Raw genomic sequence first — 12,981 nt, forward strand, 5'->3', positions numbered from 1 at the left:
TGCCTTTCCTGACCCTGCACCTTCATCTAACAGCGACTGTTTTAGCCGGATATACAAACATCCTTTACTGCAATGTAACCTCTTCATGATCTTGCTCTTTAACCCACCAGCCTGTATTGCTTGATGCCTGACAAAATAAAGGTGCCCCGCACATGCTTATTGCCGAGCTGAATCAACATCCCCGCTACGCCGAACAAACCGCACAGCTGCTGCACACTGAATGGTCACATTTTCCTGCATGGTCTCACCCGCCTGCCATTGTTGCGCGTTTAAAACAGCGCAATCAGAAACCTTCGGCAGAATTTACCCTTATTGCCACGCCGGATGGCGAAACGGTGATCGCGACCTGTAGCGTCATTCGCTATGAACTGGATGACATTGCCGCGCGGGAATACTGGATTGGTGAGGTGGTCACAGATAAGAGATTCCGGGGTCAGGGCGTGGCAAAAGCGTTGATCCAACAGGCGATTGCGACAGCAATCAAACAACAAATCAGTGAACTGTGGCTCTATACGCCCGATCAGCAAGGGTACTATCAGCGCTCAGGATGGCAGGCGGTGGAACAGCGGCACATAGCGGGTGAAGAGGTCACGGTGATGAAGTTGCGTCTGGCGCAGTAAAGGACGGCTCGGGCGAGCCGCCCTCTAGCGGGATACTCAGGTAGTCAGGAACTCAATCGTTTTACCGGTGCATTCTGCTGGCGATCCCAGATCACCGTCAGCAAACGTTGTAACGCGATAAAGGCAAACAGCAGGATACCAATGGCGATTTTGGTCCACCACGAGCTGAGGGTGCCGTCGAAGTTAATCCAGGTCTGGATCAGCCCCTGAATCAGCACGCCGAACAGCGTACCCAGCACCGTTCCGACCCCGCCCGACAGCAGCGTGCCGCCGATGACTACCGAAGCAATCGCATCCAGCTCCACGCCCAGTCCCGCCAGCGCATAACCGGCCGAGGTGTAGATAGAGAAGACGATACCGGCTAGCGTGGCTAAGGTGGTAGAGAGCATATAGATTTTGATGGTGGTGGCACGAGTCGAGACCCCCATCAGCTGCGCCGAGGTCAGGTTACCGCCAATCGCGTAGACCTGATTACCAAAGCGGGTACGGTGCGCCAGAATAATCCCACCCAGCACCACCACCAGCATAATCACCGCCAGCAGGCTGAGACGTCCGCCGCCTGGCACTTTCCACGCCAGGCTGGAGAGCATGGTATAGAACGGATGATCGATCGGAATCGAGTTCTCCGACACCAGATAGCTGCAGCCGCGCAGAAAGAACATGCCGGCCAGGGTGATAATAAATGCCGGGATCTTCAGCGCATCGATCAACCAGCCCATCATCGCGCCGAACAAGGCACCCAGCGCCAGAATTACCGCAAAAGCCAGCAGCGGATCGAGGTGGAAATCGCCAATCGCCCGCGCCAGGAACACCCCGGTAAAGGCGATCACCGCGCCGACCGACAGATCGATACCGCCGGATAAAATCACAAAAGTCATACCGACCGCGATAATGCCCAGAAAGGCGTTATCAGTCAGGATATTGCAGATGACCCGGGTTGAGGCGAAGCCCGGAAACTGGCTCAGGCAGAACAGGTAACCCGCGACGAACACCAGCAAGGTGATCATCAACGGCAGATGGCGTTTGATCATGTCGGGCGTCTCCGTTTTAACATCGCAATAAACCGGGGTGATTGCAGTAACAGCACGCACATCACTACCACCGCTTTGACCACCTGATTCAGCTCTGGCGGGAAGCCGGAGAGCAAAATACCGGTGTTCATCGACTGAATAATCAACGCACCGATCAAAGACAGCACCAGATTGAAGCGTCCGCCCATCAGCGAAGCACCGCCGATCACCACCGCCAGAATCGCATCCAGCTCCAGCCATAATCCGGCGTTATTGGCATCCGCACCGCGAATGTCGGCAGCAACAATCAGCCCGGCTACCGCAGCGCAAACGCCGCTGATGGCGTAGGTCGACATCACCACCAGCCAGCCGGTGACGCCCGCATTGCGCGCGGCACGCAGGTTGATCCCTACCGCTTCAATAAACAGGCCGAGCGCGGTTTTGCGAGTCAGCAGCCAGACCGCCAGCGCCACCAGCAGAGTGATCCACACCGGTACCGGCAACATCAGCAGCGAACCGTTGCCAAACCAGCCAAGACTGTCACTGTCGAAGGTAACGATCTGACCCTGGGTAATCAGCTGGGCAATACCGCGCCCCGCCACCATCAGAATCAGCGTGGCGACGAACGGCTGTATACGCAGCAGCGCCACCAGCACCCCATTCCAGATACCGCAGGCCAGACCGGTAGCCAGCGTCACGGCAATGATAAACGGCACGCTGTGTCCGGCCACGGTCAGGGTCGCTGCCGTCGCGCCGGCAATCGCCATCACCGCCCCAACCGACAGATCGATACCGCCGGTGGCGATCACCAGCGTCATGCCAATTGCCAGCAGCGCCACCGGCGCAGCGCGGTTGAGGATATCAATCGGACTGCCGAACAGTCGGCCATCCTGCAGATGGACAGCAAAAAAGTTATTTGCCACCAGGCTATCGATCAGCAGCACCAGCAGCAGCGCCGCGATTTGCGGCATGCCCGGTGGCAGTTTCAGCTTACGGCGTTGCGGTTTTTCAGGTGTCATAGGGGTCTCAAGCATGTTGTGCCCCTCCGTCAGCGATAGCATTGACGATCGACGCTACCGAAAGTTGCTCCAGCGGAATTTCTGCCACCTGCTTCAGATCGCGCATGATCAACACCCGATCGGCATAACCCACCAGTTCTTCAAGCTCAGAGGAGATGACCAGCAGCGCCAGTCCATCAGCACATAAGGATTCAATTAAACGAATAATCTCGGCGTGCGCGCCCACGTCAATGCCGCGCGTCGGCTCGTCGAGGATCAGAAACTGCGGTTTAGTCACCAGCCAGCGCGACAGCAGCACCTTTTGCTGGTTGCCACCCGACAGCAGCTCCACCGGTTGATCGGCGTGTGGAGTTCGAATGCCCAGGCTCTTGATAAAGCGTTCGGCGATCGCCTGCTGCTCACGCTTTTTAATCGGTCGTAACCAGCCGCGCTGCGCCTGCAATGCCAGAATGATATTTTCGCGCACCGATGCCGCGCCAATAATCCCGTCGGTTTTGCGATCTTCCGGACAGAACCCCATACCCAGCTGCGAGGCGCGAGCCGGGTTAGTGATTCGCTGCACCTTGCCTTTGATTTTTGCCGTGCCGCGATCGGCGCGGCGAATACCAAACAGCACTTCTGCGGTTTCGGTACGGCCCGAGCCCAGCAGTCCTGCCAGACCGACCACTTCACCCGGCCGGACCTCCAGATTAAACGGCTCGATGGTGCCTTTTTTGCCGTAATCTTCAAACGATACCACCGGCTGATTACTGCGCAGGGTGCTGCCCTGCCGCTGCAGCGCCGTCTCCAGCAGTTCGCGCCCCAGCATCAGTTTGATCAGTTCAATTTGCGGCAGCGAGGCGGTGTCGCGGGTAGCGATAAATTGCCCGTTGCGTAATACCGTGATGCGATCGGTGATGCGGTAAACCTGGTCGAGAAAGTGGGTAACGAAAATCAGGCTCATCCCTTTGGCTTTTAACTGCGCCATCAGGGTAAACAGCATCTCCACTTCACTGGCGTCGAGGCTGGCGGTTGGTTCATCCAGAATCAGCACCTGGGCGGAGAGATCGACTGCGCGGCAGATAGCGATAATCTGCTGCATCGCCACCGAGTAGTGTCCCAGCGGGCGCGTCACGTCGAGTGAAAAACCGTAGTTACGCATCAGCGCATCGGCATCCCGCACCATGCGCCGCCGATCGAGCATGCCGAAGCGTCGTGGCTCGCGGCCTATATAGAGGTTATCGGCTACCGACATATTCGGCAGCATGTTCACTTCCTGATAAACGGTACCAATGCCCATCTCCTGCGCCTGGGCAGTGTTGTGCGGCGTAATCGGCTTACCGTTCAGGGTGATGGTGCCGGCATCGCGGCTGTAGACGCCGGTCAACACTTTGATCAGGGTTGACTTCCCCGCGCCGTTCTCGCCCAGCAGCGCCATGATCTCGCCCTTGCGAATATCAAACGAGACGTTGTTCAGCGCTTTAACGCCGGGAAATCCTTTGCTGACGCCGCTGATGGTTAACAGCGATGTTTCATTGTGTGTGGTCATTCTGCTAACTCCGCCTCACGTCATGAAAAACCGCCCCGCAGGGCGGTCTGCGGCTTAGTAACCCATGCCTTTTTTGCGTTCCAGTTCCCGCTGAGCGTCAGCAGGAAGGAACAGTTTCGATTCGGTTTTGATCACTTTTGGCGGCAGCGTGCCCTCTTTCTTAAATTTCTCCAGCGCATCAAAGGCCGGGCCGGCCATGTTTGGCGTCAGCTCCACGTTGGCATTGGCTTCGCCTGCCAGCATCGCTTTATAGATATCCGGTACGCCGTCAATCGAGCCGGTCAGAATATCTTTGCCGGGCTTCAGACCGGCTTCTTTAATCGCCTGGATGGCACCGATCGCCATGTCATCGTTGTGTGCGTAAACCATGCAGATGTTCTTGCTGTTGTTTTCCGCCTTGATGAAGCTTTCCATTACCTCTTTACCTTTGCTGCGGGTAAAGTCGCCGGACTGAGAGCGGATCACTTTGATGTTCGGATGACCGCTGATCGCTTCAGCAAAGCCTTTCTTACGATCGATCGCCACGCTGGCCCCGACCGTGCCCTGCAGTTCCACCACGTTACACTGCTTGTCGCCGACGGTTTTCACCAGCCAGTCGCCAATCAGCTTGCCTTCCAGCACGTTATCCGCAGTGACAACCGCCTGATACAGCGATTTGTCTTTGACTACGATGGCGCGGTCCAGCAGATAGACCGGGATTTTGGCGTCTTTGGCTTCTTCCAGCACCGGTTCCCAACCGGTCTGCACCACCGGCGCGATAAAGATGGCGTCAACGCCCTGAGCGATAAACGAGCGAACCGCTTTAATCTGGTTCTCTTGTTTTTGCTGACCATCAGCGATTTTCAGGGTGATACCGCGTTTTTTAGCTTCGCTTTTCGCCACGTTGGTTTCGGCGGAGCGCCAGCCAGATTCCGAACCCACCTGCGAGAAGCCGACCGTCATGTCCGCAGCCAGCACTGGTCCGGTCAACGCGGCGCTGACCAGCGTGGTCAGAAGTAAACGTTTCCACATAGTTTTTATTCCTCTGAAGGGCATTTGCTGTTTAGGGTAGAGAGCCCGCTTAGCCTGGACTAAAAAAGGGTGCATAATGGCGACATGCTTCACAAAATTGAGCAATTTAAAGGAGTTACGTCAACATCAACCGTTTTATAGCGCAGGCTGTTATGGATAAAACAACTGAAAGTGAAATCAGGACGGGTTAAATAATTGTAATAAACAGAATCGCTTATGCGCAGCCCCACTGAAAGCGATTACAGCCAGGCGTACAAAATGGGTTATCCGCCTGCGGGATGAACAAAAAATGGGATTTGTGATTGCCCGCACATTGCTTGCATAGTGCTAGCGTAGCGCTCGCATAGTGCCCACATAGTGCATTTTTCAGGTGACTGGCGGGCGAAACGTTTCTCTGGCGACTTCTGCGGGCGATCGGTTGACAGCGCGACGCCGGCTGACCACGACGGGCGGCCTGAGACGACGGCAGGCAATGCGCACTGCCGGGTTAAGGGCGACCCTGACCAAGCGTTTTTTTACTCCGCTGCGGCGTATTTACTGCACCATCTGTGTTAGCGTGTTGTTCATTAGTCACCACTCGTTCAGAAGTCACCACTGAAGGCAACATCATGTTTATCTCAGGTTCGATCACCACCACTACCACTACCACTACCACTACTACCACCCGCACCGCTTTGAGCGGCGGCGTGAGCGTATCTGTGACCGGCACCTGACAAACAGATCTTCGCTCCCCGCCCAACCGGACGGGGACCTGTTCTCCGTTCTTTACCCTCTGAATGGAGAAACAACATGAGTTCATCTGAAAGCGCATTATTAGTCATCGATATGCAACAGGGCCTGTTCAGGGGAGCTGTCACGCCTCATCACGCCGATAGGGTGTTAGCGAATATTTGCCTGCTGATTGAAAAAGCGCGTCAGGCTAAGGTCCCGATCTTTTTTGCACGCCATACCGGACCCGATGATTCCCCATTCAGCGCCCGGAGCCCGTTAACCCGTCTGTTGCCGGAACTGGGCGTTGATGATGCGCAGGAGGGTGTTTTTATCAAAAAATTCCCCAGCTGTTTCAGAGATACGCCGCTGCTGAGCCAGTTACGAGAAAAAGGGATTAAACAGCTGGTGGTGACCGGGATGAAAACCGAGTTTTGCGTCGATACCAGCTGTCGGGCAGCCGCAGATTGCGGTTTTTCAGTGGTGCTGGTTTCTGATGCCCACACCACGGTGGATAATCCCCATCTGACCGCAGAAAAAATCATTGCTCACCATAATCTGACCCTGGCCGGTCCGTTTGTTACCCTGAGCGCGGCTGCGGAGTGGCATTTTTAGTCAACATTGCGTTATTAAAATCTGCGCAGTCACTCTATCTGCCGCGCCGGTCAGCCACCTGCAACGCTGCTGCCAGCAGGCCTGATGCTGGCCTTCACCACGCAGGCCAGGCAAAAACCGTCCGGACGCGGTGTGACACGCCTGGCACCTCAGCGCGGAGGGATTATTTTCTGACACGGGCGATGTTGCAGAATTCCCGGTTCAGCACCGCGGGCAGGTGGCCCTATCCGCGAATAAACCTGCAAAAATGGACTTTTAGCGGCGTATTCCGGTCGTTTATCTGATTTTCACCTTTTTTTGATCACAGGATCTGGACAGGTTTAGCTTGCCCCCTATACTGAGCACTCCTTAGTTCCTTCTACTGTTATGGCAATGATGACTGCGTACGACTACCTGCTTAAATTTCGTAAAGTGAATAACTCAGACAGTCTGGAAAAGCTCTTCGATCACCTCAATTACTCGCTCACCGATGAGATGGATATCATCAATATGTACCGTGCTGCCGATCATCGGCGCGCCGAACTGGCGTCGGGCGGACGGTTATATGATCTTGGCTGTGTGCCTAAGACGGTGTGGCGCTACGTGGTATAACTTCCTGCTGCCTGATTTTTTTGGTTACGTTGTCCAGGCGGGCGCGCCCCATCTGGACATGCTATTCTGCTGCGCTTCGACTTCCCAAGACAGGAATTACCGCTATGAATGAACAGGTTGCTGCGCCGCGCATCGGTGGCTGGCTTTTGCTGCCGCTGGCCTGGCTGATTATGACCCTGTTAACCACTGCGCTGGTAATGGCGATGTACCTTACACCGCTGTTTAATCCGGAATGGCGCGCGACACTCTTCTCCCATGGCAGCACCCTTTTCTCTTACTGGGCCATCTCCCTGCTGACCGCCGTGGCGGTCTGGGCTTACAGCCTATGGATTAGCTGGCTGTTCTTTAAGCGCTCACGCCGTTTACCGCGCCATTATCTGCTGTGGTTGCTGATTACCGTGCTGTTGGCGCTGAAAACCTTTGCCTTTACCCCGGTAACCGACAGCCGCGCCTTACAGACGCTGTTGCTTTCACTGGCGGCCGCAGCGGTGTTTGCCCCTTACTTCAAACGCTCAAAGCGGGTAAAAAGCACCTTTATTGAACCCTAACGCTGTGAGTTGTGTCAGGAATTTAATTCTGAGTGCGGTCTGCCCGGCCGGTTGCGGCGTAGCGGTTGAGATACGCCGCACTATCAATGATAATAAGCCGCTTTCTGGATTTCAGGCGAAAAAATGACCGATTATCTGCTTCTCTTTGTTGGTACTGTGCTGGTAAATAACTTCGTGCTGGTGAAGTTCCTTGGCCTGTGCCCGTTTATGGGCGTTTCCAAAAAACTGGAGACGGCAATCGGCATGGGCCTGGCCACCACTTTCGTGATTACGCTGGCCTCAATCTGTGCCTGGCTGGTGAATCACCTGATTTTGCTGCCGCTCGATCTGGTCTACCTGCGCACCATGGCCTATATCCTGGTGATCGCGGTGGTGGTGCAGTTCACCGAGATGGTGGTACGTAAAACCAGCCCGTCGCTCTATCGCCTGCTGGGCATTTTCCTGCCGCTGATCACCACCAACTGCGCGGTGCTGGGCGTGCCATTGCTGAGCGTCAATCTGAATCACACCTTTCTGCAGGCAGCCCTGTACGGCTTTAGCGCCTCACTCGGCTTCTCGCTGGTGATGGTGCTGTTCGCCGGCATGCGTGAACGTCTGGTGCTGGCCAACGTCCCGGCCCCGTTCAAAGGTAACTCCATTGCCCTGATCACCGCTGGCCTGATGGCGCTGGCGTTTATGGGCTTTACCGGTCTGGTGAAATTCTGATGACCGCGATCTGGATAGCAGTTGCTGTATTAAGTGCGCTGAGCCTGGTGTTCGGTGCGCTGCTGGGCTACGCTTCACGCCGCTTTGAGGTCGAAGAAGACCCAATCGTTGAGCAAATTGATGCCATTCTGCCGCAGAGTCAGTGCGGGCAGTGTGGCTATCCCGGTTGCCGCCCCTATGCCGATGCGGTGGGCAACAACGGTGAAGCCATCAACAAGTGCGCGCCAGGCGGCGAGCAGACCATGCTCAAGCTGGCAGAGCTGCTGAACGTTGAGCCGCAGCCGATTGATGGCGATGAAACCGCCAAAGCGCCGGTCCGCACCGTGGCCTTTATCGATGAAGCGAACTGCATTGGCTGCACCAAGTGTATTCAGGCCTGCCCGGTAGATGCGATTGTCGGGGCGACCCGCGCCATGCACACCGTGCTGAGCGATGTCTGCACCGGCTGCGATCTCTGTGTTGCGCCCTGCCCGACTGACTGCATCGAGATGCGGCCGGTTGAGACCACGCCTGCCAACTGGAAGTGGGATCTGAACAGCATTCCGGTGCGGGTGATTCCGGTAGAAACTCATGCTTAATTTGTTGAATTTTTTCAAAAAAGATAAGATCTGGGATTTTCAGGGCGGCATTCATCCGCCGGAAATGAAAACCCAGTCCAACGGTACCCCGCTGAGCGAACTGCCGTTGCCGCACCGTTTTATCATCCCGCTGAAACAGCACATCGGTCACGAAGGTGAAATCTGCGTGGCACCGGGCGATAAGGTGCTGCGCGGTCAGCCCCTGACCTTTGGCACCGGCCGGATGTTACCGGTGCATGCCCCGACCTCCGGCACCATCGAGGATATCGGTCAGCACATGACCGCCCATCCGTCTGGCCTGTCAGAGCTGTGCATTTTCCTGACGCCCGATGGCGAAGACCGCTGGATGCCGCTTGATCCCCTGCCCGATTACCGCCAGCATCCGCGCGCCGACATCGTGCAGCGTATTCACGATGCCGGGATTGCCGGTCTGGGCGGCGCGGGCTTCCCGACCGCCACCAAGCTTAAAGGCGGTCTGCGCGGTGTCAAAACCCTGATCATCAATGCGGCAGAGTGCGAGCCTTACATCACTGCGGATGACCGTCTGATGCAGGACTACGCGGCTGAAGTGCTGGAAGGCAGCCGGATTCTCGCCTGGGTATTACAGGCAGAACGGGTGCTGATTGGCATCGAAGATAATAAACCTGAAGCCATTGCGGCACTGAAGCAGGCGTTAGGCGGCGAGCGCGATCTGCAAATCCGGGTGATCCCGACCAAATACCCCTCTGGCGGTGCTAAACAGCTGACCCGCATCCTGACCGGGATGGAGGTTCCGCACGGCGGACGCTCGACCGATATTGGTGTGCTGATGCAGAACGTCGGTACCGCCTGGGCAGTTAAGCGCGCGATTATCAATGGTGAACCGATTACAGAACGCGTCGTGACGCTGACCGGCGAGGCGATCGCCCAGCCGCGCAACGTCTGGAGCCGTCTCGGCACGCCTATCAGCCATCTGCTGCATCAGGTCGGGTTCCGTCCTGGCCCGCGCCAGATGGTGATCATGGGCGGTCCCCTGATGGGCTTTACCCTGCCGTCGCTGGACGTGCCGGTGGTGAAGATCACCAACTGTATTCTGGCCCCGTCCAGCAGCGAAATGGGTAACAACGACGAAGAGCAGTCCTGCATTCGCTGTTCTGCCTGCGCTGATGCCTGCCCGGCTAAACTGCTGCCACAGCAGCTTTACTGGTACAGCCAGGGCGGCGACCACGATAAGGCGCGCGCGCATCACATTGATGATTGCATTGAGTGCGGTGCCTGCGCCTATGTCTGCCCGAGCAATATTCCGCTGGTGCAGTATTACCGGCAGGAAAAAGCTGAGCTGCGCGCCATCGATCTGGAAGCGAAACGTACCCTCGAAGCCAAAGCGCGCTTTGAAGCGCGCCAGACCCGGCTGGAACGTGAGAAGCAGGCGCGTGAAGCGCGACATGAAGAGGCGAAACAGCGCGTTGCCCGCAGCGACAACGGCGAGCTGGCGGCAGCGAAAGCGCGGGCCACCGCCCGTCGTGCCGAACCTGATGAAGCCGCTGCTGAAGCGCAGCGTGAAGCCCGTCATGCGCAGGCGCGTCTGCGTCAGGCCGAGGCTCAGGCAGAAACTCAGGCGCTGAGTCGTCAGACTACCGATCCGCGTAAAGCGGCGGTTGAGGCGGCGATTGCCCGCGCCAAAGCGAAGAAAATGACGCCAGCCGGGGCCGGGAGCGAGGCCAATGAAGAGGCGGCAGTCGATCCGCGTAAAGCGGCGGTTGAAGCGGCTGTTGCCCGCGCGAAGGCGAAGAAAGCCGCCCAGGCAGACAGCGCGCAGCCGGTAACGGACGCTGAGTCACAGCCTGCCGCTGAAACTGACGATCCGCGCAAAGCCGCGGTGCAGGCCGCGATTGCCCGCGCGAAGGCGAAGAAAGCCGCCCAGGCGGAAAGCGCGCAGCCGGTAACGGACGCTGAGTCACAGCCTGCCGCTGAAACTGACGATCCGCGTAAAGCCGCGGTGCAGGCCGCGATTGCCCGTGCGAAGGCGAAGAAAGCCGCCCAGGCGGACAGCGCGCAGCCGGTAACGGACGCTGACGCCCAGCCTGCTGCTGAAACTGACGATCCGCGCAAAGCCGCAGTGCAGGCCGCGATTGCCCGCGCGAAAGCGAAGAAAGCCGCCCAGGCAGACAGCGCACAGCCGGTAACGGACGCTGACGCACAGCCTGCCGCTGAAACTGACGATCCGCGCAAAGCCGCGGTGCAGGCCGCTATCGCCCGCGCGAAGGCGAAGAAAGCCGCCCAGGCAGACAGCGCACAGCCGGTAACGGACGCTGAGTCACAGCCTGCTGCTGAAACTGACGATCCGCGTAAAGCCGCAGTGCAGGCCGCCATTGCCCGCGCGAAGGCGAAGAAAGCCGCCCAGGCGGAAAGCGCACAGCCGGTAACGGGCGCTGACGCACAGCCTGCTGAAGAAACTGACGATCCGCGCAAAGCCGCGGTGCAGGCCGCTATCGCCCGCGCGAAGGCGAAGAAAGCCGCCCAGGCGGAAAGCGCACAGCCGGTAACGGGCGCTGACGCACAGCCTGCTGAAGAAACTGACGATCCGCGCAAAGCCGCAGTGCAGGCCGCTATCGCCCGCGCGAAGGCGAAGAAAGCCGCCCAGGCAGACAGCGCGGCGGAGCCACAGCCGGTAACGGGCGCTGAGTCACAGCCTGCTGAAGAAACTGACGATCCGCGCAAAGCCGCAGTGCAGGCCGCGATTGCCCGCGCGAAGGCGAAGAAAGCGCAGGCTCAGGCAGCGGCGGCCGATGCAGCCTCACGTGATGCTGCGGTAGTGGCCACGCAGGCCCATTACGCCGTCGAAAAAGCTGAACAGGCGCAGGAGCAAGCGAACAACGCCAATGCTGAACCGGAACAGGCACCTGAATTGAATCAACCCGATGATGCGCGTAAAGCCGCCATAGCGGCCGCCATCGCACGTGCCAAAGCGCGTAAAGCGCAGTCGTCTACGACGCTTGAGGATTAAATGGCTTTTCGTATCGCAAGTTCCCCTTATACCCATAACCGCCGCAGTACCGGCAATATCATGTTGCTGGTGGTGCTGGCGGCGGTGCCGGGTTTTGCCGCACAGTGTTATTTCTTTGGCTACGGCACGCTTTTACAGGTTTTACTGGCTACGCTGACCGCCTGGCTGACTGAAGCTGCTATTTTACGGCTGCGTAAAGCGCCGGTTGGCAGCAACCTGGCAGACAACTCAGCGCTGCTGACGGCGGTGCTGATCGGTATCAGTCTGCCCCCGCTGGCACCGTGGTGGCTGGTGGTGATCGGCACGGTGTTCGCCATCGTCATTGCCAAACAGCTGTATGGCGGGCTGGGCCAGAACCCCTTCAATCCGGCGATGGTCGGTTATGTGGTGCTGCTGATCTCCTTCCCGGTCCAGATGACCAGCTGGTTGCCGCCCGACACGCTACAGGCGATTAAACCGACGCTGATGGACAGTCTGAGCATGATATTCCGCGGCCATACGCTGGCGGGCGAGACCATGCAGCAGTTGCAGATTGGCGTTGACGGCATCAGCCAGGCGACGCCGCTGGATACCTTTAAAACCGGGCTGCGCGCCGGTCACAGCGCCGATCAGTTACTGGCGCAGCCAATCTACAGCGGCGTGCTGGCGGGTCTCGGCTGGCAATGGGTCAATCTGGGTTACCTGGCTGGCGGTCTGTTTCTGCTGTGGAAAAATGCGATCCGCTGGCATATTCCTGCCGCTATGCTGCTGTCGCTGGCGTTCTGCGCTACGCTTGGCTGGGTATTTTCACCAGACTCGCTCAACAGTCCGCTGATTCACCTGTTCTCCGGCGCGACTATGTTGGGTGCATTTTTCATCGCCACCGATCCGGTTACCGCCTCCACCACTAACCGCGGTCGTCTGATTTACGGCGCGCTGATCGGCCTGCTGGTCTGGCTGATCAGAAGTTTCGGCGGTTACCCGGATGGCGTGGCCTTCGCGGTGTTGCTGGCCAACATCTGCGTGCCGCTGATTGACTACTACACCCAGCCGCGCGTTTACGGCCATTTAAAGGATTAAGCG

At 57.8% G+C, this 12,981-nt stretch carries 12 protein-coding genes and 1 pseudogene; 8 read left to right on the forward strand and 5 right to left on the reverse strand.

The genetic code is table 11. The features are described from left to right. Nucleotides 1–152: 152 nt before the first annotated feature. On the forward strand, nucleotides 153–620 hold the full coding sequence (locus tag ACLIBF_RS11695; protein WP_046288342.1) for a GNAT family N-acetyltransferase: 468 nt from the start codon (nucleotides 153–155) through the stop codon (nucleotides 618–620). Nucleotides 621–664: 44 nt separating this feature from the next. Here ACLIBF_RS11695 and yjfF read toward each other — a convergent pair whose 3' ends face one another. From yjfF to ACLIBF_RS11720, 5 genes and pseudogenes are all read right to left on the reverse strand, one after another. Beyond that, nucleotides 665–1,651: a galactofuranose ABC transporter, permease protein YjfF gene (yjfF, locus tag ACLIBF_RS11700; protein WP_031377340.1), complete on the reverse strand. Its 987-nt coding sequence runs from the start codon at nucleotides 1,649–1,651 to the stop codon at nucleotides 665–667. Next, nucleotides 1,641–2,664 (reverse strand): annotated as a pseudogene (gene ytfT / locus ACLIBF_RS11705) (galactofuranose ABC transporter, ATP-binding protein YtfT); the annotation flags it as partial. The pseudogene ytfT and the gene yjfF, both read right to left, overlap by 11 nt. Beyond that, nucleotides 2,657–4,177, reverse strand: coding sequence for a sugar ABC transporter ATP-binding protein (locus ACLIBF_RS11710; protein ID WP_046288343.1), 1,521 nt, complete (start codon nucleotides 4,175–4,177; stop codon nucleotides 2,657–2,659). The pseudogene ytfT and the gene ACLIBF_RS11710, both read right to left, overlap by 8 nt. A gap of 54 nt (nucleotides 4,178–4,231) precedes the next feature. After that, nucleotides 4,232–5,188, reverse strand: coding sequence for a galactofuranose ABC transporter, galactofuranose-binding protein YtfQ (gene ytfQ / locus ACLIBF_RS11715; RefSeq protein WP_448309857.1), 957 nt, complete (start codon nucleotides 5,186–5,188; stop codon nucleotides 4,232–4,234). Nucleotides 5,189–5,675: 487 nt separating this feature from the next. After that, complete coding sequence (locus ACLIBF_RS11720) at nucleotides 5,676–5,897, reverse strand: hypothetical protein (RefSeq protein ID WP_279810278.1); 222 nt, start codon at nucleotides 5,895–5,897, stop codon at nucleotides 5,676–5,678. A gap of 80 nt (nucleotides 5,898–5,977) precedes the next feature. On the opposite strand from ACLIBF_RS11720, the gene ACLIBF_RS11725 reads away from it, so the two are divergent. The 7 genes from ACLIBF_RS11725 (at nucleotide 5,978) to rsxD (ending at nucleotide 12,978) form a co-directional block, all read left to right on the forward strand. Then, the gene (locus ACLIBF_RS11725; protein WP_279810277.1) at nucleotides 5,978–6,511 is read left to right on the forward strand and encodes a cysteine hydrolase family protein; all 534 of its coding nucleotides are present in this window, start codon (nucleotides 5,978–5,980) and stop codon (nucleotides 6,509–6,511) included. Nucleotides 6,512–6,886: 375 nt separating this feature from the next. Continuing rightward, nucleotides 6,887–7,102 (forward strand): transcription modulator YdgT, encoded by a 216-nt coding sequence (gene ydgT / locus ACLIBF_RS11730; protein ID WP_031377344.1) that lies wholly within the window; start codon nucleotides 6,887–6,889, stop codon nucleotides 7,100–7,102. A gap of 104 nt (nucleotides 7,103–7,206) precedes the next feature. After that, on the forward strand, nucleotides 7,207–7,650 hold the full coding sequence (locus ACLIBF_RS11735; RefSeq protein WP_069728255.1) for a DUF2569 domain-containing protein: 444 nt from the start codon (nucleotides 7,207–7,209) through the stop codon (nucleotides 7,648–7,650). A 123-nt stretch (nucleotides 7,651–7,773) separates the two neighbouring features. Next, nucleotides 7,774–8,355 (forward strand): electron transport complex subunit RsxA, encoded by a 582-nt coding sequence (gene rsxA / locus ACLIBF_RS11740; protein WP_031377346.1) that lies wholly within the window; start codon nucleotides 7,774–7,776, stop codon nucleotides 8,353–8,355. Further along, entirely contained in the window at nucleotides 8,355–8,933 is a 579-nt protein-coding gene (gene rsxB / locus ACLIBF_RS11745) for an electron transport complex subunit RsxB (RefSeq protein WP_031377347.1), read from the forward strand. The genes rsxA and rsxB overlap by 1 nt, the downstream gene beginning before the upstream one ends. Further along, nucleotides 8,926–11,919 carry an electron transport complex subunit RsxC gene (gene rsxC, locus ACLIBF_RS11750; RefSeq protein ID WP_448309858.1) on the forward strand — a complete coding sequence of 998 codons (2,994 nt, stop codon included), beginning with the start codon at nucleotides 8,926–8,928 and terminating at the stop codon, nucleotides 11,917–11,919. Before rsxB ends, rsxC begins: the two co-directional genes overlap by 8 nt. Beyond that, nucleotides 11,920–12,978, forward strand: a complete 1,059-nt coding sequence (rsxD, locus tag ACLIBF_RS11755; protein ID WP_031377349.1) for an electron transport complex subunit RsxD — start codon at nucleotides 11,920–11,922, stop codon at nucleotides 12,976–12,978. Nucleotides 12,979–12,981: the final 3 nt, after the last annotated feature.

The sequence above is a fragment of the Pantoea sp. PGP6 genome (assembly GCF_053474785.1).